Source organism: Mesobacillus zeae, from assembly GCF_003570705.1.
GTDB lineage: Bacteria > Bacillota > Bacilli > Bacillales > Cytobacillaceae > Mesobacillus_C > Mesobacillus_C zeae.
Map to the genome: position 1 here is coordinate 186,158 of NZ_QWVT01000008.1, position 22,788 is coordinate 208,945.

The 22,788-nt window shown below is 44.3% G+C and carries 21 protein-coding genes; 20 read left to right on the forward strand and 1 reads right to left on the reverse strand.

Annotation, left to right across the window (positions count from 1 at the left end):
* The first annotated feature begins 8 nt into the window (after nucleotides 1–8).
* From rpmF to D1970_RS03395, 3 genes are all read left to right on the forward strand, one after another.
* A complete protein-coding gene (rpmF, locus tag D1970_RS03385; protein WP_046522242.1) occupies nucleotides 9–182 on the forward strand; it encodes a 50S ribosomal protein L32 in 174 nt (57 codons plus the stop codon).
* Between the two features lie 202 nt (nucleotides 183–384).
* Nucleotides 385–1,140: an enoyl-CoA hydratase/isomerase family protein gene (locus D1970_RS03390; protein WP_119111464.1), complete on the forward strand. Its 756-nt coding sequence runs from the start codon at nucleotides 385–387 to the stop codon at nucleotides 1,138–1,140.
* 85 nt (nucleotides 1,141–1,225) lie between these two features.
* Nucleotides 1,226–1,831: an RsfA family transcriptional regulator gene (locus D1970_RS03395; RefSeq protein ID WP_119111465.1), complete on the forward strand. Its 606-nt coding sequence runs from the start codon at nucleotides 1,226–1,228 to the stop codon at nucleotides 1,829–1,831.
* 60 nt (nucleotides 1,832–1,891) lie between these two features.
* Here D1970_RS03395 and D1970_RS03400 read toward each other — a convergent pair whose 3' ends face one another.
* Entirely contained in the window at nucleotides 1,892–2,365 is a 474-nt protein-coding gene (locus D1970_RS03400) for an N-acetyltransferase (RefSeq protein WP_119111466.1), read from the reverse strand.
* Nucleotides 2,366–2,567: 202 nt separating this feature from the next.
* Between D1970_RS03400 and D1970_RS03405 the strand changes: the two genes are divergently transcribed.
* The 17 genes from D1970_RS03405 (at nucleotide 2,568) to murB (ending at nucleotide 22,661) form a co-directional block, all read left to right on the forward strand.
* On the forward strand, nucleotides 2,568–3,911 hold the full coding sequence (locus D1970_RS03405; protein WP_119111467.1) for an acetyl-CoA carboxylase biotin carboxylase subunit: 1,344 nt from the start codon (nucleotides 2,568–2,570) through the stop codon (nucleotides 3,909–3,911).
* Between the two features lie 13 nt (nucleotides 3,912–3,924).
* Nucleotides 3,925–4,137, forward strand: coding sequence for a biotin/lipoyl-containing protein (locus D1970_RS03410; RefSeq protein ID WP_119111468.1), 213 nt, complete (start codon nucleotides 3,925–3,927; stop codon nucleotides 4,135–4,137).
* Nucleotides 4,138–4,153: 16 nt separating this feature from the next.
* The gene (locus tag D1970_RS03415; protein ID WP_119111469.1) at nucleotides 4,154–5,695 is read left to right on the forward strand and encodes an acyl-CoA carboxylase subunit beta; all 1,542 of its coding nucleotides are present in this window, start codon (nucleotides 4,154–4,156) and stop codon (nucleotides 5,693–5,695) included.
* Between the two features lie 111 nt (nucleotides 5,696–5,806).
* Nucleotides 5,807–6,709, forward strand: coding sequence for a 2-dehydropantoate 2-reductase (locus D1970_RS03420; RefSeq protein WP_119111470.1), 903 nt, complete (start codon nucleotides 5,807–5,809; stop codon nucleotides 6,707–6,709).
* Nucleotides 6,706–7,095, forward strand: a complete 390-nt coding sequence (locus tag D1970_RS03425; protein WP_119111471.1) for a DUF3397 domain-containing protein — start codon at nucleotides 6,706–6,708, stop codon at nucleotides 7,093–7,095. The genes D1970_RS03420 and D1970_RS03425 overlap by 4 nt, the downstream gene beginning before the upstream one ends.
* Before the next feature lie 87 nt (nucleotides 7,096–7,182).
* Complete coding sequence (bshC, locus tag D1970_RS03430; protein ID WP_119111472.1) at nucleotides 7,183–8,817, forward strand: bacillithiol biosynthesis cysteine-adding enzyme BshC; 1,635 nt, start codon at nucleotides 7,183–7,185, stop codon at nucleotides 8,815–8,817.
* Nucleotides 8,818–8,983: 166 nt separating this feature from the next.
* A complete protein-coding gene (gene mraZ / locus D1970_RS03435; protein WP_119111709.1) occupies nucleotides 8,984–9,415 on the forward strand; it encodes a division/cell wall cluster transcriptional repressor MraZ in 432 nt (143 codons plus the stop codon).
* 56 nt (nucleotides 9,416–9,471) lie between these two features.
* Nucleotides 9,472–10,407 (forward strand): 16S rRNA (cytosine(1402)-N(4))-methyltransferase RsmH, encoded by a 936-nt coding sequence (gene rsmH, locus D1970_RS03440; protein WP_119111473.1) that lies wholly within the window; start codon nucleotides 9,472–9,474, stop codon nucleotides 10,405–10,407.
* 29 nt (nucleotides 10,408–10,436) lie between these two features.
* Nucleotides 10,437–10,790 carry a cell division protein FtsL gene (gene ftsL, locus D1970_RS03445; protein ID WP_119111474.1) on the forward strand — a complete coding sequence of 118 codons (354 nt, stop codon included), beginning with the start codon at nucleotides 10,437–10,439 and terminating at the stop codon, nucleotides 10,788–10,790.
* Nucleotides 10,790–13,036, forward strand: coding sequence for a penicillin-binding protein (locus D1970_RS03450; protein ID WP_119111475.1), 2,247 nt, complete (start codon nucleotides 10,790–10,792; stop codon nucleotides 13,034–13,036). Before ftsL ends, D1970_RS03450 begins: the two co-directional genes overlap by 1 nt.
* A gap of 146 nt (nucleotides 13,037–13,182) precedes the next feature.
* Nucleotides 13,183–15,102: a stage V sporulation protein D gene (locus tag D1970_RS03455; RefSeq protein WP_119111476.1), complete on the forward strand. Its 1,920-nt coding sequence runs from the start codon at nucleotides 13,183–13,185 to the stop codon at nucleotides 15,100–15,102.
* A gap of 284 nt (nucleotides 15,103–15,386) precedes the next feature.
* Nucleotides 15,387–16,859 carry a UDP-N-acetylmuramoyl-L-alanyl-D-glutamate--2,6-diaminopimelate ligase gene (locus D1970_RS03460; protein ID WP_119111477.1) on the forward strand — a complete coding sequence of 491 codons (1,473 nt, stop codon included), beginning with the start codon at nucleotides 15,387–15,389 and terminating at the stop codon, nucleotides 16,857–16,859.
* A 1-nt stretch (nucleotide 16,860) separates the two neighbouring features.
* Nucleotides 16,861–17,835, forward strand: coding sequence for a phospho-N-acetylmuramoyl-pentapeptide-transferase (mraY, locus tag D1970_RS03465; protein WP_119111478.1), 975 nt, complete (start codon nucleotides 16,861–16,863; stop codon nucleotides 17,833–17,835).
* Nucleotides 17,836–19,188 (forward strand): UDP-N-acetylmuramoyl-L-alanine--D-glutamate ligase, encoded by a 1,353-nt coding sequence (murD, locus tag D1970_RS03470; protein ID WP_119111479.1) that lies wholly within the window; start codon nucleotides 17,836–17,838, stop codon nucleotides 19,186–19,188. It abuts the gene before it with no gap.
* Nucleotides 19,189–19,283: 95 nt separating this feature from the next.
* Nucleotides 19,284–20,384, forward strand: a complete 1,101-nt coding sequence (gene spoVE, locus D1970_RS03475; protein WP_119111710.1) for a stage V sporulation protein E — start codon at nucleotides 19,284–19,286, stop codon at nucleotides 20,382–20,384.
* A 219-nt stretch (nucleotides 20,385–20,603) separates the two neighbouring features.
* Complete coding sequence (gene murG, locus D1970_RS03480; protein WP_119111480.1) at nucleotides 20,604–21,695, forward strand: undecaprenyldiphospho-muramoylpentapeptide beta-N-acetylglucosaminyltransferase; 1,092 nt, start codon at nucleotides 20,604–20,606, stop codon at nucleotides 21,693–21,695.
* Between the two features lie 60 nt (nucleotides 21,696–21,755).
* On the forward strand, nucleotides 21,756–22,661 hold the full coding sequence (gene murB, locus D1970_RS03485) for a UDP-N-acetylmuramate dehydrogenase (protein ID WP_119111481.1): 906 nt from the start codon (nucleotides 21,756–21,758) through the stop codon (nucleotides 22,659–22,661).
* The last annotated feature ends 127 nt before the right edge of the window (nucleotides 22,662–22,788 follow it).

A 22,788-nucleotide genomic window follows, 5' to 3' on the forward strand; every position in this document is an offset into this window, starting at 1 on the left:
TGGGAAGAATGGCTGTACCATTTAGAAGGACGTCCAAAACTGCGAAAAGAAAACGCCGTACTCATTTTAAATTACAGGTTCCAGGCATGGTTGCATGCCCTAACTGCGGTGAAATGAAACTTGCTCACCGTGTTTGTAAGGAATGCGGAACATACAAAGGCAAAGAAGTTGTAAACGACTAATTTCCTTTGAAGAAAGCACAGGATGCATGCATCCTGTGCTTTTTTTTGCGTTTATCCATCAATGGTCATGCAGTATTTTGGGTGAGTGTATCTCTGAATATGGACAAATCATGTTTACCGGGCATTCTTTTAAGCTTTTAAGTTTATGGCAATATTGATAAAATGATAGGAAATGTATACCAGTACCACGAGGGGGAGCAGGATGGATTCATATACAATCAACATGGAATCAAATGGAATATTGATATTTACAATCAACAGGCCTGAAAAGCGGAATGCTGTTGATTACAAAGTAATGGATGGTCTTTTGGAAGCCATTAAGCTTTGCGAGGATGATAAAGTTAAGGCCCTTGCCGTGACAGGAACGGGAAAGGCATTTTGTTCGGGGGGAGATTTGTCCATTTTTCATGGGCTGATAACAGCCGAAGAAGCAAGGGGGATGCTGTCAAAGATGGCTGGAATTCTTTACAGGCTGATGATGCTTCCAAAGCCCACAGTTGCAGTGCTGAATGGCACAGCAGTCGGGGGAGGTTGCGAACTGGCATCAGCCTGTGACTTCAGAATAGCAAAAAGGGGAGCCAAAGCAGGTTTTATCCAGGCAGGCCTTGGGATAACGACAGGCTGGGGAGGAGGTACAATCCTTCTGGAGCGTCTTCCAGCTCCGAAAGCCTTGTCAATGTTGGCAGATGGAATGATACTTTCTTCAGAGGAACTGGAAAATATCGGATTCATTGATCGTGTTTTTGACGGTGGACCTGCAAACGCATGCAACGCTTTTCTCGAGAATATACTTAAAAAGGATACAGATGTTTTGAAAGCTTACAAGAACATCCTTATTAGAAAATGGGTTTCCTCTTCTGTGAAGGAAAGAATAGAGGAAGAAGTCAACCAGTGTGCAATTTTGTGGGAGTCGGATGCCCATCATCAAAAAGTGGCTGAATTTTTTAATAAAAAATAAAAATAGCTGCTGCCGGCACGAACTCATTCTATCTTTCCTACTAGATGCATAGGATTCAATAAAAAACACTAGGAGGAATAAACTGATGACTTTAACCCGCCAGGATGCATGGACTCAGGATGAAGATTTGTTGCTTGCAGAAACGGTGCTGCGCCATATAAGGGATGGCGGCACTCAACTAAAGGCTTTTGAAGAGGTTGGAAAGCGACTGTCCAGGACAGCTGCAGCTTGCGGTTTCCGCTGGAACTCCTTTGTAAGGAAACAATTCCAATCAGGTATTGAATTAGCCAAGAAGCATAGAAAAGAATTAAAGAAAACAGACAAGAAACAGGAAAAATCCGAAACATCTCGGCAGGAAACTTCAATCAAGGAGGAAACAGCCGTAAGAGAACTCAGCCTGCAAGAAGTGAAATCCTATTTGGATGGGCTTTATGAGCGGGCAGAAAATATAGGCGGAGAGAAAAAAGCAATTGAGCAGTATGAATTCCGAATTAAGGACCTTGAACGCCAAATCTATTACTTGTCTGCTGAAAATGAAAAGCTTGAGAATGAATTAAATACAATTGAAAGAGACCACCGAGCAATGGTTGAAATTATGGAGCGGGCGATGAAAATGGTTGGCCAGAAGGATGAAGCGAAAGAAAGAGAATTACAGCTGCAGACGGCAGCCAGTAGCCCGAATGAAAAATAATCATCAAAAATCGCCCGCGGACTGCACCGCGGGCGATTTTAAAATTAAGTATTCTTCAAATCAATGAACTTGTTCAGTTACGCCTGCCGGATACCATACAAGCGGGTTCTCTCCCTTGTCCCGTTCAACCTCATAGGTTGCAGGCGTAAAGCCAAGTGCTGTCCAAAAATCAAATGAGCGAATTCTGGAATTCGTCTTAATAGGGAGCCCGAAGCTTTTTGCAAATTCGACAAGGGCTTTGCCATATCCTTTTCTCTGATAGTCCGGAAGGACTTCCAGCTTCCAAAGCTCCAAGTAATCCTGAGGCGGAGCGAAATAACGGTCAAATTTAGATTGGATTGTGTAAAGGCTCATCCTTGCTACGAGTTTATCACCAAAATAAATCCCATAAAACGGCGAGTTGCTATCATTTTCAATAATATTGGCTTCCAAGTCCTCAATCATGGATAATTCCTGGTGCCCATATTCCTTGAACTTCTTAAATTCCTCTAGGGTTTTGTAATTAATTTTAAGTTTTTCCACTTTATGCTCCATGTCCATCCCCCTGTGCTGCTGTCACCTGTCTTTCAAGCAGGTGCAAGAAAGGCAGGTAGCATTATTTTTTGTCTATAAAGTTTATTATATCAAAAAATTCTGCCTATAAATATAGTAAACGTTTTCATTTTTTTGCAGGAAATATACAGAATATTGTAGAATTTTATATATGAACATAGTTTTTTTAGAAAGGGGAAAAAGCGTGCAAAGAATTTTGATTGCCAACAGGGGAGAAATTGCGCTTCGCATCATCCGGACTTGCCGGGCCATGGGAATAGAAACGATTGCCGTGTTTTCGGATGCTGATAAGGACCTGCCTTACGTCAAAGAGGCGGATACAGCTTTCCGGATTGGAGAACCGCCTGTACAAAAATCCTATTTGAACAGCAGCATGCTCATTGAAATAGCCAAAAGGGAAAAAGCGGATGCTATCCATCCAGGATACGGATTTCTATCCGAGAATGCGGGATTTGCCAGGGAAGTAATTGAAAATGGCTTGATTTTCATTGGGCCTTCGCCGAAAACAATTGAAGCGATGGGGGACAAGATCATTGCACGAAAAACAATGGAAAAAGCAGGAGTTCCCGTAGTTCCGGGAAGCGGCGGCGGGGTATCCTCCCTTGAGGAAGCTGTTTTGCTGGCCGGGGAAATCGGATACCCTGTTATGCTTAAAGCAAGCGGCGGAGGCGGAGGCATTGGCATGGTGCGCTGTGAAAATGAGCAGGCGCTCAACAGTCAATACCAGTCTACCAAAGCCCGGGCCAAAGCATACTTCGGCTCGGAAGATGTGTTCATCGAAAAGTATATTGCTGATGCTCGTCATATTGAAGTTCAAATCTTCGGAGATTCTGAAGGCAATGCTGTCCACCTTTTTGAACGGGACTGCTCTATTCAAAGAAGGCATCAAAAAGTGGTAGAAGAGGCACCTTCACCGTCATTGTCGGCTGAGGCAAGAGAGAACCTGTACAGGACTGCTCTTTCAGCGGCAAAAGCAGTGGATTATGTAAATGCCGGGACCGTGGAGTTCATTGTGGATTCAGAAGAAAATTTCTATTTCCTTGAAATGAATACAAGACTGCAGGTGGAACATCCGGTGACAGAAGTCATTACAGGTCTTGACCTGGTTGAGTGGCAAATACTTGTCGCACAAGGAGATAAACTTCCGCTAACACAGGAAGAGATAACACGAAAAGGTGCAGCGGTGGAATTCCGGCTCTATGCTGAAGATCCAGTTTCATTTTTCCCGTCACCTGGAACCCTTTCAGAGTTCAGATGGGAAGCTGACGATGTCGTAAGGATTGACACTGGTTATAGGGAAGGGAATGCTGTCACGCCTTTTTATGACCCAATGATCGCCAAAATAATTGTTTCAGGCGATGACCGCAATGAAGCCATTGCGTCTGCCCGCCAATTTTTTCAAGGTCTGAAAATTGAGGGGCTTAAATCCAACGCCCCGGTTTTTAGGGAACTATTGCACGAGGAAGCTTTTCTGTCGGGTAAATATTCGACATCGTATTTAAATTCAGTCAAGAAGGCAGCGAAATAGGAGGAGCAGGAATATGAAAACAATTACAGCAGCAATGGCAGGAACGGTACTTAATATCATGGTAAGTACAGGGGATGAAGTGGCGGAAGGCCAGGAAGTCATGATGATTGAATCAATGAAAATGGAAATCCCTGTCGAGGGCGCAATGTCCGGGAAAGTTGGAGAAGTTAAGGTGAACATCGGAGATTTTGTAAATGAGGGCGATGTCCTCATCGTAATTGAATAAGAGCAGGAGGGGAAATATGACAACAGCTAAAACTTTAACAGATGCTTTGCTGGAGAAAAAAGAAAAAATCGAGGCAGGCGGCCATCCGAAGTATCATGAAAAGCTTAAAACCCAAAACAAACTCTTTGTCCGTGATCGGCTGGAACTGCTGTTTGACGGAGGTGTCTACGAAGAAGACGGGAAATTTGCAAATTTCATGGCGGGAGATCTCCCGGCAGATGGAGTTGTAACCGCGATTGGAAAGGTTGGAGGACAGACGGTTTGCGTAATGGCGAACGACTCCACAATTAAGGCTGGATCATGGGGTGCAAGGACTGTCGAGAAAATCATCAGAATCCAGGAAACTGCAGAAAAGCTAAAAGTGCCGCTTCTTTATCTTGTTGATTCAGCAGGTGCCAGAATCACCGACCAGTTGGAAATGTTCCCGAACAGGCGTGGTGCAGGCAAGATATTTTATAACCAGGTAAAGCTGTCGGGAATGATTCCGCAGGTTTGCCTTCTGTTTGGTCCTTCTGCGGCTGGCGGTGCATATATTCCTGCGTTTTGTGACATTGTCATCATGGTGGACCAAAATGCTTCCATGTACCTTGGCTCGCCAAGAATGGCTGAAAAGGTGATAGGGGAGAAAGTGACGCTTGAAGAAATGGGTGGAGCTAGAATGCATTGTTCCGTCAGCGGCTGTGGGGATTTGCTGGCATACAGCGAAGAGGAAGCGATAGAGGCAGCAAAAAAATATCTGCAATTTTTCCCTGGAAACTACAAGGAAAAGCCGCCTGTTGTTGAAGCGTCTGCTCCCGCTGCGGGCAGGGCGCTAGACGACGTTATTCCTTTAAACCAAAATGCTCCATTCGATATGTATGAATGCATTGATACCTTGATTGATGAGGGCAGTTTCTTTGAAATCAAGAAGTTGTTTGCCCCTGAGTTGATTACAGGACTTGCCCGTATGGACGGAAAGCCTGTCGGAATTATTGCCAATCAGCCAAAAGTAAAGGGTGGAGTCCTGTTTGTTGATTCAGCGGATAAAGCCGCTAAATTCATTCAGCTTTGTGATGCTTTCCATATTCCGCTCTTGTTTCTTGCTGATGTCCCGGGTTTTATGATTGGGACAAAAGTGGAGCGTGCCGGCATCATTCGGCATGGCGCAAAGCTGATCGCAGCAATGAGTTCAGCTACGGTGCCGAAGATTTCTGTTATTGTGCGGAAAGCATATGGAGCAGGCCTCTATGCGATGGCAGGCCCTGCATTTGAACCTGACTGCTGCATCGCTCTCCCGACTGCCCAAATTGCAGTCATGGGTCCTGAAGCTGCAGTAAATGCAGTTTACAGCAATAAAATCAATGAAATAGAAGACCCTAAAGAAAAAATAGCCTTCATCCAGGAAAAACATCAGGAATATAAGGAGCATATTGATATTTACCGTCTGGCTTCCGAGCTAATCGTTGATGATATCGTGCTTCCATCCGAACTCCGGGCAGAGCTTATTGAAAGGTTTGCCCTTTACTCAACGAAGGAATTGGGGTTCGGCAACCGGAAGCATCCCGTTTATCCGGTGTAAGGACAACATAAGACAGCAGCCTGTAACGGCTGCTGTTTTTTTATGAGACAGTTTACAAACAATCCTGTTTTTCTGATAAAATATGACTAAAGAAGGAATCGGGGGAATAGGATGGAAATCGCAGTTATTGGCGGCGGGTCGATTGGCTTGCTGTTTTCATATTATTTAGGCCGAAAGAACCGAGTCACCGTCTATACTAGAACCGAAGGACAATCAGAGGCAATCAGGGCTAATGGAATCCATCTATTGAAAAAAGGTTGTGACTTTCGGGCGGGAGTAAATGCTGCCCCATTAGAAAAATGGACTGGAAGGGAAGAACTGACAATCCTTGCAGTTAAACAATATCAGCTTCAATCTGTACTCAATTCAGTCGCTGAAAGAATGCCGGGGGATGCTTCTTTGATGTTTCTGCAAAATGGCATGGGACACGTAAAATGGCTTTCGGAGCTTCCTGTGAAAAATATTTATATTGGTTCTGTTGAGCATGGAGCTATGGCTATTGGTGATCATTCGGTTTCCCATAACGGAATCGGAGTAACGAGGGTGGCTGTCTATAAGGGTGAGGCAGGGCCGATTAAACACTTTACCGAGATGGAACTTGTCGATTTCCCTGTTGAAATGGCTGACGATTTCCGCTCAGTTTTGATTGGTAAGCTTGTAGTGAATGCAGTGATCAATCCCTTGACAGCTGCTTTTCAAGTCAGAAATGGCGAGTTGCTGGATAATCCGTTTTTTTATGAAATCTTTAAGGATCTTTTTTCTGAAGTAGCAATGGCACTCCGGCTTGAGGATAAAGAAAAACATTTCGCAAATATTGTTTCCGTTTGCCGAAAAACCTCGGCAAATAGTTCATCTATGCTGAAGGATATTGAAGCTGGAAGGCAGACGGAAATAGATGGAATTCTTGGATATATTTTAGAAGAGGCTGAAGGACAAAATATTGATACTCCTATTATCAGAACTTACTTTCGCCATATCAAGGGAAAGGAGTTTCAGCGGGGGGCGAGTATATGAAGGATTTTCTTTCGGGAACTGCAGCAGTACTTGTTACTATTCCGCTGGCGGGCTATCTTCTGGTTTTTGTCTTATGCAAGCAGATAACCCGAAACCATCGTAAATCTGTCAAACTCGCGATAGATGCCTGCACATTTTTATTGATTCTGGCCGTCCACTTTTTAATCATGACCATTTGGGGGAAGTCATATTTATGGATGATTGTACTCACTCTATTGGTCATCGGTTTCCTGTTTGTTCTAATGAATTGGAAGTACCGGCAGGAGGTCGAGTTCAGAAGAATATTCAAGGGCTTTTGGCGATTCAATTTTTTGCTGTTTTTATTTGCGTATATTTTTCTTATCCTTTTTGGTTTGTTTCAGCGGATTGCATGGCTGGCAGCATAGTATTATGCAACTTTTTTTCTTTTCAAATGCAACAATGCTATACTCATGTAGAGTCAAAAACGCTTACCGGAAAGGAAGTACATATGAATGGAGATTTTAAATCTCACACTGCCTGCTCCAAATCGATTTGCGACAGGCTACTTTGAAGGAAACACTCTTATTCAGGATTTTTTTCATTATGATTATAAAAAGGAAAACCACTACGCTGAACGTTTGAAAGAATTGGGCACCAGGCAGTTTTTCAGGAATGAACTGGCTGACCATATAGATGAGTTTATGTCCCGCTACCCTAGTTCAGACCAGGTCAGGGACAATCTTCGCAAGCTTAGGCAGAAGAACAGCGTGGCGGTTATTGGTGGGCAGCAGGCTGGACTTTTCACAGGTCCTCTATATTCGCTTCATAAAGTAATTTCCATCATTAAGCTTGCCGAACAAAAGGAAGCCGAGCTTGGAGTCCCTGTGGTTCCGGTATTCTGGATTGCTGGGGAAGACCATGATTTCCAGGAAATCAACCATGTATACGTGATGAATACAAACAAACCTGAAAAGCGGGTTTTCCCTCAAAAACAGCTTGAGAAAAAGATGGCATCAGAGTTGTATCTTGATCAGGAAGTATGCCGCAACTGGGTTGAAGGAATTATTGAAACATACGGAGAAACAGAACATACAAAGGACTTATTAAGTTTCACGGAGCAGCAGTTGTTAAAGTCGGAAACCATTGTGGACTTTTTCGCCTCGGTTATTATGGAGATATTTAAGGACCACGGGCTCCTTATTATTGACTCTGGAAACAGCGGCCTGCGCAAGCTGGAAAAAGAGTACTTTTCCAGGCAGATTAAAAATCATGAGGCTATTACAGCATCTGTCCTGCATCAACAGAAGGAAAAGGAAGCGGCAGGTTTTCAAAAAGCGATGGATATTTCTCCTAACGCGATTAATCTCTTCTATTATGATCGAATAAACAATGAACGTATACTTCTGCAGTCCGATCCTGAAGGAAAACTCTTAACAGGTAAAAACGGAGAAGTTAGTTTTACGGAAGGAGCGCTTCTGGAAATTGCCTCGGAGCACCCGGAGAAGCTTAGCAACAATGTGGTGACAAGGCCGTTGATGCAGGAATGGCTGTTTCCAGTGCTAGCCTTTATCGGAGGACCGGGAGAAATTGCTTATTGGTCCGAACTGAAACTGGTGTTTGAACATTTTGGTATGAAAATGCCTCCGCTGGTCCCAAGACTGAATATTACGCTGCTGGACCGTTCGATTGAAAGAGACATCGAGGAACTTGGCCTTGATTTGAGTGAAGTGTTGACTGCGGGAACGGAAAAGTTCGAACTGCGATATATCGACTCCATTAAAGACCGCGAGCTTGAAGTCTTATTCGAAAAGACAAAAGAACAGCTTGAAGAGAATTACAGGATGATTAGAACTAGAATGTCTTCATCCTATCCTGCACTGCTTTCGCTGCTTGAGAAAAACGAAGATGTTTTGCTGGGCCAGATTGACTTCATGGAGAAAAAAACAGAGGAGTCCGCCTGCCGGAAAAATGATGCTGTCTTAAGGAAATTCTCCAAAATCAACCATGCACTAAGGCCGTTAGGGATACCGCAGGAAAGGGTATGGAATCCGTTTTGGTATTTTAACCGTTATGGCATGGATTTCGTATCTGAACTAATTGCGCAAAACCTAACATTTGACGGAACGCATAAAGTGGTGAAAATGTAGACTCCATCCTGGGATGGGTCTTTTTTTTTGTTGCGAGAAAGCGATGAAGCCGGCGGCAAATAGCGACAGGACAGAATGTGAATAGGATGCAAGGGAAATATTTAAAAAGATGTGGTAGAAAGTGGGGGGATGTGGTACATTGGAGTTAGAAAGTGGGGCCGGTATCATGTTCATGGGTGAATACCATCACAACATTGATAATAAAGGCAGGGTGATTGTTCCTGCAAAGCTGCGCGAGCATCTTGGGGAATTGTTTATTATTACTCGTGGTCTTGACCAATGTTTGTTTGGGTACCCTCTGGCCGAATGGGAAGTCATTGAGGACAAACTTAAGGCTTTGCCATTGACGAAAAAGGATGCCCGCGCTTTTACCCGCTTTTTCTTTTCAGGTGCTACCGAGAGTGAAATTGACAAACAGGGGCGAATCAACATCCCGGCTCCGCTGCTGCAATACGCAAAGCTTGAGAAAGAGTGTGTGATCTTGGGGGTTTCCAACCGGATCGAAATTTGGAGCAAAGCCATCTGGGAAGACTATTTCGCGGAATCAGAAGAATCTTTTGCTGAAATTGCGGAAAATATGATTGGATTTGATATATAAGGGTAACATTATCCTGATATAATATATCCATGTTTCGATTTGGAAAGGGGAAAGACATGTTCAAGCACACAACGGTCCTGCTCGAAGAAGCAGTGGACGGACTTAATATTAAGCCGGATGGCATATATGTTGATTGTACTCTCGGTGGTGCCGGGCACAGTGAACTCATTCTTTCAAGACTCTCTGATCAGGGCAAGCTTTATGCCTTCGATCAGGATGAGATTGCAATTGAGAATGCAAAAGAAAAACTTGCAAGATTTGGGGACAAACTAACGATTATTAAAAGCAACTTTCTTTACCTTCAGGAAGAATTGGAAAGCCGTGGAATTCATGAAGTAGATGGAATTCTTTATGACCTTGGCGTGTCTTCACCGCAGCTGGACAATCCTGAACGGGGTTTCAGTTACCATCATGATGCACCGCTTGATATGAGGATGGACCAGGATGGCGATACTACCGCTTATGATGTCATTAATTCCTGGCCATATGAAAAGCTTGTGAAAATTTTCTTCCAATATGGAGAGGAAAAGTTTTCAAAGCAAATCGCCAGGAAAATTGAGGCGTTGCGCGAAGTCAAACCGATTGAAACAACAGGGGAATTGGTGGAGTTGATCAAGGATACGATTCCTGCACCTGCCCGCAGAAAAGGTGGACATCCTGCCAAAAGGATTTTTCAGGCTATCCGGATTGCTGTCAATGATGAACTAGGAGTATTTGAAAAGTCATTGGAACAGGCAATGGAAATGCTTGGTACAAATGGCCGGATCAGTGTCATAACCTTCCACTCTCTTGAGGACAGAATCTGCAAAGTAACGTTCAAGAAAGCGAGTGAACTGCCACCTCTACCGCCAGGCCTTCCAGTCATACCTGATGAATTCAAGCCTAAGATTCGTCTTGTGACAAGAAAGCCGATTCTGCCTACCGATGAAGAAATCGAGTTTAACAATCGGGCAAGGTCAGCTAAATTGAGAATTTGTGAAAAAATAACATAAAAAATTAATGTATTTCAGGAGGGAAAAGGATGAGCAATCTTGCTAGAAAGCTTCAACATGAGCAGCAGCAAACGGTTCAATCACCGAAAGCCGATGTCGCAAGAGGAACAGCCTGGCTGACGCCTGGGGAAAAAATCCTGGCACTCGTTTTCGGTATCATGGTTTGTTTCGGTGCCGCATTCATCGTCTCCAAGCAGGCGGCTATCTATGAAGTCAATAAAGATATCCAGCTGGCTGAAAGTACAATTGATGAGCAGAAAAAAGTGAACATTGATTTGGGTAACCAAGTAGACGAACTAAGCAGATACGAAAGAATTTGGGAAAAGGCAAAGGAACTTGGCCTCACTTTGAACGAAAATAACGTCAAGGTTGTGCAGGACTAATGCAAAAAAAACAACCAAATATGAATGCAGGAGCAGCGATATTATTTGTAATATTTAGCCTGCTCTTTTTTATCTTGATTTTTAGGTTTGTTTCCCTCCAAGTAACAGGAGAGACGCATGGCCAGTCTCTCGTTGCAAAGGCGAAACAAAAGTATGCCAAGGAAAATGTAATCGAGGCGTCCCGCGGATCAATCTTTGACCGAAACGGGGAAGTGGTGGCAGAAGATACGACAGCTTATACACTTGTTGCAATCCTTGATAAATCTGTTACTGAAAACCCAAAAAAACCAAAGCATGTCATAGACCCGGAAAAAACAGCGAGGGAATTGGCAAAGCATATTGATATGGAAGAAAGTGAAATATATAAACGCCTGTCGAAAAAAGGATCTTTCCAGGTAGAGTTTGGAAAGGCGGGCAGGGATATTTCCCATCAGACTAAAAGGGAAATAGATGAATTGCATCTTCCGGGCATCACTTTTCAAAGGGAAAAAAAGCGCTTCTATCCAAATGGAGTCTTTTCCTCCCATCTCATTGGATATGTAGAAAATGAGAAAGGAAAAGACGGAAAGATAAAATCGTCCGGAAAGCTTGGAATTGAAGCAAGCTTGAATGAGAAGCTGAATGGTCAGGATGGGTCTGTTAAATTTGACACCGATCTTTTTGGTTATTTGCTTCCCAATGCGAAAAAAGAGATTAAGCCCGCCAAAGACGGAGACAATGTCTATTTAACTATTGATAAAAAAATCCAGACATTTCTCGAAGATGCGATGAAAAAAGTGGATAAAGAATACAGCCCCAAAAAAATCATCGCTGTTGTGGCCGATCCGAAAACAGGCGATATACTAGCTATGTCCCAGCGGCCTACCTTTCATCCAAAGACAAGGGAAGGGCTTGAAAAAAGCTGGCATAATGAGATAACCGAAACATCGATAGAGCCTGGTTCCACCATGAAAATTTTCACTCTGGCAGCAGCAGTTGAAGAAAAGAAGTTCAACCCTAATGAACTTTACCAGTCTGGGTCCTACAAAGTTACCCCAAAATCCCAGGCAATCCGGGACCATAATTATACTGGATGGGGGACAATCTCTTATCTTGAAGGAATCCAGCGGTCCTCTAATGTTGCAGTTGCTAAACTGGTCAGTGAAAAGATAGGTTTTGATAAATACAGAGAATACTTGGATCGTTTTGGTTTTGACAAGAAGACCGGCATTGATTTGCCTAATGAAACAAAAGGAAAGATTTTATATCAATGGCCGGTTGAAAAAATTACAACATCGTATGGACAGGGAACGACGGTCACTCCTATACAGCTAGTCCAAGCTGCAACAGCTGTAGCAAACGATGGGAAAATGATGAAACCAAGGGTTATTGACAAAATCACCGAGTCGAATACTGATAAAGTGGTTGGCGGAACGGACCCTAAGGTCGCTGGAAATCCAATATCTGCAGAAACAGCGAAGGAAGTACGGGATATTCTTGAAACCGTGGTGACTGCCGAGAAAGGAACAGGGAGAATCTATAATATTGAGGGCTATAATGTAGCAGGGAAAACGGGAACATCGCAAATTCCCGGTCCTGATGGGAGATATATGACTGGGCGGGAAAATTATATCTTTTCCTTTTTAGGCATGGCTCCAAAGGATGACCCCAAGCTTGTGATGTATGTAGCCGTACAGCAGCCTGAACTTGACGAAATGACTAATGGTGCTGTGCCGGTTTCCGAGATTTTTAATACAGTCATGAAGAGCAGCCTGCAGTATTTGAACATCAAGCCTGCCACTTCGGAAAAAGCAACATCCGATAAGATCCCAGCATTCGAAGGGGAATCTGCAGATTCAGCTGCTAAAGCATTGAAAGCGCAAGGACTTATCCCTGTCATCCTTGGAGAAGGGAAAAATGTCACCGGACAAATGCCTGAACCAGGTTCAGTTCTGCTCGAAGGGGAAAAAGTCTTAATCAAAACGGACGGAAAAATGACGGTTCCTGATATGACAGGCTGGTCACTCAGGGATGCGATGAAGTTTTCGCAAATTAGCGGGATGAACCTGAATAAGTCAGGTACAGGTTATGTTTCAAAGCAAAGTATCCAGCCTGGAGCCCCGGTGAAAAAAGGTAATTTTATTATTGTTGATTTAAATACCCCTGAAGAACAGTACGAGGAAGCAAAGAAAAAAGAAAGCAAAGAAGCCGAAGGGGCTAACCAGTCTCCTGGGGGGGAAGTGAGAGAAGAGGATGTCAGTGACTGACATCCTCTTCTCTTTTTTCATTAATAGAAAAGCGTTAGAGCTAGGGATAAATGATTGGGTACAAGCATATATTTGAACGAGCCAGCGGCCTAAAAACAATATTCAGGCATAAACTGGCTGTCTGTAAAAGGAGGCTATTTCAAATTATGCGTGTTTCCAATGTAACAGTTAGAAAAAGGCTAGCCATTGTTTTGCTCGCGGGAATCCTTATCTTCTTCATCATTGATATCAGGCTTGGCTATGTTCAGTTCGCCCTGGGAAATTTGCTGACAGACAGGGCGAAAGATTCCTGGAGTAGGAATATTCCCTTTGAAGCGAAGCGTGGTGAAATAACTGACCGCAATGGAGTCGCTTTGGCGACTAATATCAGTGCGCCGACTGTCTATGCGGTGCCTCGCCAGATAGGGGACACAAATGAAACAGCGGAGAAGCTGGCTGCTTTGCTTAATATTCCAAAAGAGAAAGTGTATAAGTATATCACCCAAAATCAATCAATCGTCAGAATCAATGAAGGAAGAAAGATTTCCCATGAAAAAGCAAAAGAAATCCGGGCTATGGGACTGAAAGGGGTTTATATTGCAGAAGATTCAAAGCGGCACTATCCTTTCGGAAGCTATCTTTCTCACGTGCTGGGATTTGCGGGCATTGACAATCAGGGATTGATGGGACTTGAAAGCTATTATGACAAGGAGCTTAGCGGCAAGAAAGGGTCTGTCAAATTTTTCGCCAATGCCAAAGGGCAAAGAATGGAAGAAATGGCTGATGATTATCAAGCTCCGGTAAATGGCCTAAATCTTAAGCTGACAATTGATAGCAAGGTTCAAACAATTATCGAACGGGAGCTTGATAACACACAGGCTAAATATAATCCTGACGGAATCATCGCGATTGCAATGAATCCTAATAATGGAGAAATTATGGCAATGGCAAGCAGGCCGCACTTTGACCCAGCCAATTTTCGAAATGTCCCCCAGGAAGTATTCAACCGCAATCTGCCGGTTTGGAGCTCCTATGAACCTGGGTCAACTTTTAAAATCATTACACTTGCCGCTGCACTTGAAGAAGGAAAAGTAAATCTGGAAGAAGATCACTTTCATGACCCAGGACATGTAGAGGTTGGCGGAGCAAAGCTGCGCTGCTGGAAAAAAGGCGGACACGGCAGCCAAAGCTTTCTCGAGGTTGTGCAAAATTCCTGCAACCCAGGTTTTGTCGAGCTGGGTAATCGGCTCGGGAAAGATTCTTTATTTAAATATATAAAGGACTTTGGTTTTGGGCAGAAAACCGGAATTGATTTGCAGGGTGAGGGAAGAGGTATTCTCTTCAACCTAAATCAGGTTGGACCTGTTGAACAGGCGACGACTGCTTTCGGACAGGGTGTTTCTGTTACTCCGATTCAACAGGTGGCTGCAGTCTCGGCTGCTGTCAATGGTGGAATTCTTTATACTCCCTATATTGCTAAGGAACTGACGGATCCTGGAAATGGTGAAGTTGTGATGAAAAAATCCCCGGTTGCCAAAAGAAGGGTTATCTCAAAAGAAACATCCGCCAAGGTCAGAGCTGCGCTTGAAAGCGTGGTTGCCCAAGGGACAGGTAAAAATGCTTTTGTTGAGTCATACCGTGTTGGAGGGAAAACGGGGACGGCCCAGAAGGCAAAGGATGGTAGGTATCTTGAAAACAACCATATCGTTTCCTTCATTGGATTTGCCCCAGCGGATGACCCTCAGCTCGTGGTTTATATCGCAGTCGATAACCCAAAAGGGACCATTCAATTTGGTGGTACAGTTGCGGCTCCAATTGTCGGTAATATCATTGAGGATAGCATGCATGCTTTGAATGTGGAACCGAGAAAGAATCAGATTGAAAAAGAGCGGACATGGCTGGATACACCTATGGTCAAGGTGCCGGATCTTGTCGGGCTTACAAGAAAAGAACTACAGCAGCAGCTAGATAACTTCCGATTGGATGTGAGTGGAGAAGGCGGAAAAGTAATCGACCAGGCTCCGTCTCCTGGAACAAAAGTAAAAGAAGGTTCAATGATTCGTATTTACATGGATGGTGGAAAATAGGTTAATAGGGAAGGGTAGCGAAATTCTTTAGTTTCGGTACCCTTCTTTTTATGGACTATTTGAACAGGACGTCCCAATGCCGACATTGCAACAGAATATGCGCGTTCTTAGTGTTATAAGTCAACTTCAAGCCAAGCCGGTGAGCTCCAGTCCATACGCCGCTGAACGGGCGCTTCCGCTTTTCTTTAAAAAGAGAGTGTGATTTTCCCTTCTATGATAGCTTAATTTGCCCTTATACTGTAAAATAAAAATCGCCATGTTTGTTTTGAGAGGATTTGATTATTGTGAAACTACACCAGCTTCTGGGCTGCTTGCATCCTTTTTTTGAGTATAAAGGAGAAAGCCCGGAAATTACATCGATTGAAAATGACAATAGGAAAGCTAAGGAAGGCAGTCTCTTCATCTGTATAAACGGCTATACAGTCGACGGTCATGATTTTGCTGAATCAGCTGTTCAAAATGGAGCCTGTGCAGTTCTTGCCGAAAGGCAGCTTGACCTTAATGTTCCTGTCATCGTAGTAAAGGATACTGTAAGGGCGATGGCCGTTCTTGCTGATGCCTTCTACGGCCAGCCAAGCCGGCGCCTTCATATGATTGGCATTACTGGAACGAACGGCAAAACGACGACTAGCCATTTAATCGAAAAAATATTCGCCGATGCCGGCCAGAAAACAGGCTTGATAGGCACTATGTATACTAAAATTGGCGACACAACACTCGAGACGAGAAACACAACACCCGAAAGTCTGACCCTTCAAAAAACATTCAAGGACATGGTGGACGAAGGAGTCGGAACTGCGGTGATGGAGGTGTCTTCACATGCTCTTGTGAATGGAAGGGTCCATGGGACCGATTTTAACGTAGCTGTTTTTACAAACCTTACGCAGGACCATCTCGATTATCACAAGACGATGGAAGAATATAAAAAAGCTAAGGGACTTCTTTTCTCAAGGCTTGGAAATACATTCGACTGCAGCCAGCCTAAATATGCGGTGCTGAATGCAGATGACCCTGCAAGCAAAGAATATCTGGACATGACAGCAGCACATGTTCTTACATATGGGATTGACAATGAGGCGGATTTCCGTGCCGCCAATATAGAACTGACTGCCGGAGGGACATCTTTTGATTTAGTGTCTCCATTCGGTGTGCATAAAATGAACATCCAGATGGCGGGAAGATTCAATGTATATAACGTCCTTGCTGGCATAGCGGCAGCGGTGGTGTCAAATGTCCCGCTTGCAGGAGCCATCAGGTCAATTGAAAGTTTAAAAGGAGTTCGTGGCAGGTTCGAACTCGTAGATGAAGGACAGGATTTTTCCGTGATAGTTGACTATGCCCATACACCTGACAGCCTTGAAAATGTCCTGGAAACCATTGGACAGCTTGCCCAGGAAAAAGTATACGTTGTTGTTGGCTGCGGTGGTGACAGGGACAAGACAAAGCGGCCGCTTATGGCTAAAATAGCGTGCAGCCTTGCATCAGACCCTATTTTTACATCCGACAATCCGCGCAGTGAGGATCCAGAGATGATCCTGCAGGATATGGAAACGGGCGTAAAGGGTCAGAATTACACAAAAATCTGCGACCGCAGAGAAGCGATCTTCCATGCCGTTAAGATGGCGGAAAAAGGTGATGTTATCCTTATTGCTGGCAAAGGGCATGAGACTTACCAGCAAGTTGGCGGTCAAACCTTCTCTTTTGATGACAGAGAAGTGGCGATTGAAGCAATCCGCAGCCTGAAAGGGGGACTGTAAAATGCTCGAACAAGTAATTTTTTTCACCATTTTACTAGGCTTTCTGATGACTGTCCTTATGTCCCCTATCTTCATCCCTTTTCTTAGAAGACTGAAATTTGGGCAAAGCATCAGAGAAGAAGGTCCGAAATCGCATCAGAAAAAAACGGGTACTCCGACAATGGGTGGAATCATGATCCTGCTGTCTATTACAGTAACAACACTTGTAATGACAAATAAATTTTCCGCGCCAACTGTTCAAACATATCTATTGCTGTTTGTTACACTCGGATTTGGCCTGCTCGGGTTTCTCGATGATTTTATCAAGGTTGTTATGAAGCGCAATCTAGGCCTGACATCAAAGCAGAAGCTTCTCGGACAAATTGTCATATCCGCAGTATTTTATTTTATTTTCAAGCAAAGCGATTTTTCAACGGAAATCAGCATTCCATTGACGGACTGGTCATTTGATCCGGGATGGATGTACATTTTCATTGTTATCTTCTGGCTTGTCGGTTTCTCCAATGCAGTCAACCTGACAGATGGCCTAGACGGCCTTGTTTCGGGTACTGCAGCGATTGCTTTCGGAGCGTTTGCCGTACTCGCCTGGAGCCAGTCACAGTATGAACTTTCAATTTTTTCCGTGGCGGTCGTAGGCGCTGTTCTTGGGTTCCTCGTCTTTAATGCCCATCCGGCAAAAGTATTCATGGGGGATACCGGGTCATTGGCACTTGGCGGCGCTATCGCAACAATAGCTATTTTGGCGAAGCTTGAAATCATCCTTGTTATCGTCGGCGGAATTTTTGTTATTGAGACATTGTCTGTCATCCTTCAGGTCATTTCTTTCAAAACGACCGGGAAAAGAATTTTCAGGATGAGTCCGCTCCATCATCATTACGAACTTAGCGGTTGGTCAGAGTGGCGGGTTGTAGTGACCTTTTGGACTGTGGGGCTCTTGTTCGCGATACTTGGAATCTATATCGAGGTGTGGGTGTAATTGAAAACAATTAAACTTTATGAACATAAAAAAATACTTGTCCTAGGACTTGCAAAAAGCGGTGTAAGCGCAGCCGCACTGCTTCACAGGCTAGGCGCTTTTGTAACGGTCAATGACAGCAAGCCTTTGTCGGAGAATCCGGAAGCCCGGTCGCTGCTTGAGCAAGGGATCAAAGTTGTCTGCGGCAGCCATCCGATCGAATTGATGGACGAAGGTTTTGAACTTGTTGTCAAGAATCCTGGCATCCCTTACCATAACCCAATGATCGAAAGGGCTGCAGAACTTGGCATTCCCGTTGTGACCGAAGTGGAACTTGCCTATCAAATTTCGGAAGCCCCTTTTATCGCAATTACCGGGACTAATGGAAAAACAACGACAACGACATTGGTTTTCGAGATGTTTACAGCGGGAGGGAAGCTTCCGCTGATTGCAGGAAACATCGGCATGGTTGCATCCGGGGTCGCCCAGGAGGCAGTACCAGAGAATAATATTGTGATTGAATTATCTTCATTTCAACTGATGGGTGTTTCTACATTTAAACCGAAAATAGCGATCATCACAAATCTGTATGAAGCCCATCTCGATTATCATGGCACAAGGACTGACTACCATCAGGCCAAAGCTAGGATCACCGAAAATCAGGGCGATGGAGATTATTTGATCGCGAACGCGGATCAAGAGGAAGTACTGGAAATCGCCAAAGTATCAAATGCGGAAACTGTTCCGTTCTCGGTTAACAGTGAATTGTCCAGGGGAGCCTGTGTGCGGAATGGCTGGGTTTGTTTCAATGGAGAACAAATTATCCCCACTGCAGAAATAGCTTTGCCAGGAAGCCATAACCTTGAAAATATCCTGTCTGCAGTCGCGGCTTCCAAGCTATCGGGCGTATCTAATGAGGCGATCATCTCTGTGTTAACAACCTTTACAGGTGTTAAACACAGGCTTCAATATGTAGCGGAAGTTGAAGGCAGAAAATTTTATAATGATTCAAAGGCTACGAATATTCTCGCTACCCAAAAAGCACTTTCTGCATTCAGCCAGCCTGTGCTCCTGCTGGCAGGGGGGCTGGACAGAGGAAATGGTTTTGATGAACTAGTATCTTCCATGAAAGGTGTTAAGGTCCTTGTTACCTTCGGGGAAACTGCGGAAAAAATCGAGCTGGCTGGGAAAGCGGCAGGAATAAAAACAATTTTGCGTGCCGATAATGTTGAAAAAGCCGTTCCCGAGGCATTCAGGTATTCAGCTCCCGGAGACGTCATTCTTCTTTCCCCTGCCTGCGCTAGCTGGGATCAGTACAAAACATTCGAGGTTCGCGGAGACATGTTTATCCAGGCTGTGCATATGCTTAATTAGGGGTTGTCTGCAGGGGGGAGTCCTTATCCCCAGCATTTGTTGCGGGGAGAATGCGGAGAACAGGCCCTAAATTACTGCAGCCGAGGTGCATAGCTTTGCCAACGAAAAAAACCACACCGGATATGATCCTGCTGATTGTTACATTCGTACTGCTTGCCATAGGGTTGATTATGGTTTATAGCGCAAGTGCTGTTTGGGCGGAATACAAGTTTACCGATTCCTTCTTTTTCGCAAAAAGACAAATGCTATTTGCTGTAGTTGGAGTCTTAGCCATGTTTTTCATCATGAATGTCGATTACTGGACGTGGAGGACATGGGCAAAGGTCTTGCTTATTGTTTGCTTTGTATTGCTGCTGCTTGTTCTCATTCCTGGTATCGGTAATGTAAGGAATGGATCAAGAAGCTGGATTGGTGTCGGAGCCTTTTCAATCCAGCCTTCGGAATTTATGAAGCTAGCGATGATTGCTTTCCTAGCAAAATTCCTTTCAGAGAAACAAAAGGTGATTACATCGTTCAAACTAGGTCTGATGCCATCACTTGGACTTGTGTTTACTGCCTTCGCATTGATTATGATTCAGCCTGACCTAGGAACCGGAACAGTTATGGTCGGTACATGTGTCGTCATGATTTTTATTGCCGGTGCAAGAATCAGTCACTTTGCCGGACTGGGATTGATTGGTGCAGCAGGCTTCGTTGGATTGATTATCTCTGCTCCCTACAGGATGAAAAGGATTACTTCTTTCCTTGATCCGTGGGCAGACCCGCTCGGCAGCGGTTTCCAGATGATACAGTCACTTCTGGCAATTGGGCCGGGCGGTCTTTTTGGACTCGGCCTCGGCCAAAGCCGGCAGAAGTCATTTTATTTGCCGGAGCCGCAGACTGACTTTATCTTTGCAATCCTGGCGGAAGAGCTTGGATTCATAGGAGGAACGTTCGTGCTCCTTTTATTTTCCATCCTTCTATGGAGAGGGATCAGGATAGCATTGGGTGCGCCTGACCTCTATGGCAGCCTTTTAGCATGCGGGATTATCGCGATGATAGCCATCCAGGTCATGATCAACATCGGTGTTGTTACTGGATTGATTCCGGTAACCGGGATTACGCTGCCTTTCCTGAGCTATGGGGGATCTTCTCTAACGCTGATGCTTATGGCGGTTGGCGTCCTGTTAAATATCAGCAGATATTCCAGATACTGACCAAAACCCTGTCCATCAGGGTTTCTTTTAATTGGCGCCACTCATAAACCGCTGTTATATAATGCGGAGATTTCAACAACTAAACCAATGTTAAATTTGCATGACAATCTTTTTAAAAACAACCGCAGTGTTTAGAATATAGTAGAATAGGGTAAAATCGTGTGGTGCCGCTTGTGGCAGCCGTACTGATTTTTATAATACCTGGCTTGAGGTGGAAAAATGCGAATTGTCGTTAGCGGCGGGGGAACCGGAGGTCATATATACCCGGCACTTGCTTTGATTAGAGAAATAAAGAAAGCAGACAAACAAGCTGAATTTTTATATATCGGGACAGAAAAGGGTCTTGAAAGCCAAATTGTCCCAAAGGAGAAAATCCCCTTTAAATCGATACATATTACCGGGTTTAAAAGAAAGTTTTCATTTGAAAATTTTAAGACAGTGATGCGCTTCTTAACAGGTGTGGCAGCAAGCAAACGAATGCTGAAGGAATTTAAAGCAGATATTGTCATTGGAACCGGGGGCTATGTGTGCGGTCCGGTTGTTTATGCGGCTGCAAAGCTTGGAATCCCTACAATCATTCACGAGCAGAACAGCATACCTGGACTTACAAACAAATTCCTAAGCCGCTATGTAGATAAAGTGGCAATTTGTTTTGAAGAAGCCCGGAATTTTTTCCCGGATGATAAAGTGGTCTTTACAGGAAATCCGCGTGCTTCGGAAGTCACAGGCCAGGATGGTTTGGAAGGCCGGCAATCTGTTGGATTAAAACCTGGTGTTCCTGCAGTTCTGATATTTGGAGGGAGCAGAGGTGCTAGGCCAATCAATGAGGCTGTCCTGAAGTCACTTACTGAGCTTGGGGGTAAGCCGTATCAGGTTCTTTATATAACAGGCGATGTCCATTATGAAGAAGTGAAAAAAGAAGTGGAACTGATTGGAAATCCCGAAAATGTGATTATACAGCCTTTCATACATAATATGCCAGAGGTTCTTGCTGGTATTGACCTTACGGTTGCAAGGGCCGGTGCGACTACGCTTGCTGAGCTTACTTCGCTTGGTATTCCAAGCATTCTTATTCCCAGTCCCTATGTAACAGACAACCACCAGGAGAAAAATGCGAGGGCGTTAAGCGATCATGGCGCCGCTTTTTTACTTCTTGAAGAGGAACTGACCGGACCAAGGCTTATGGGGCTGATTGATTCCGTGCTATTGGATAGGGACAAGCTTAATGAAATGAAAACAGCATCCGAAAAACTGGGCATACCTGATGCCGCATCCAGATTGTACAAACTGATGGGAGAGCTTACAGAGTAGCCCGGAAAAACTAACTGCATACAATGTGATAAAGGGTATTTGCTGGAAAGGACGATTTTAATGAAGGAACTTACAAATAAATTAATAGCAATGAATATTGGCGCTGTAAAAGAAAATGAACCTCTAGCCAATCATACAACAATCAAGATTGGAGGTCCGGCCGATATTCTGGTCGAACCTTCTTCAGCTGAAAATTTAAAGAAAACCATGGAAGTAACCCTGGAATCCGGTGTTAAATGGACGGCAATAGGACGCGGCTCCAATCTTCTTGTTTCAGACAAAGGGATAGAAGGGGTAGTGATTAAGCTTGGAACGGGACTGAATCATGTGGCGACGGAAGGTACCACAGTGACTGCAGATGGAGGAGTATCCTTAGTAAGTCTTGCTATGAGCATCAGCAGACAGGGGCTGTCGGGAATGGAGTTTGCCGGCGGCATTCCAGGTTCAGTCGGTGGTGCTGTCTTTATGAACGCAGGAGCCCACGGATCCGATATTTCCAATATTCTTGAAAAGGCATTGATTCTTTTCGAAGACGGAAAAATAGAGTGGCTTTCAAAAGATGAAATGAAATTTTCCTATCGCACGTCCGTCCTTCAAAAGGAGCGGCCAGGCATTGTCATCCAGGCAGTCTTTAAACTCCGCGAGGGGGAAAAGGAAAAAATTGTTGCCGAAATACAGAGAAATAAAGATTACCGCAAAGAAACACAACCGTGGAATTACCCTTGCGCGGGAAGTATATTTAGGAATCCTCTTCCCGACTACGCAGGAAATTTGGTTGAGAAGGCTGGGCTGAAAGGCCATTCTATTGGCGGGGCAAAAATCTCCGAAATGCACGGAAACTTTATTGTAAATGCGGGCGCTGCAACAGCCGAGGACGTCCTGGCCCTTATCCAGCATGTTAAGGATACGGTGTTAGCTTCATATGGTGTCAGGATGGAAACAGAAGTGGAAATAATAGGGCGGTAATCTCAGGAAATTATCTGAAAGCCGTACAATCTGTGATATAATATTTCATTAGATTAGACGGCGGAAATACGGGGTTATCATAGGGGAAAGGCATGATTCCCATGTCCTCTCCCTTTATGACGCCCTT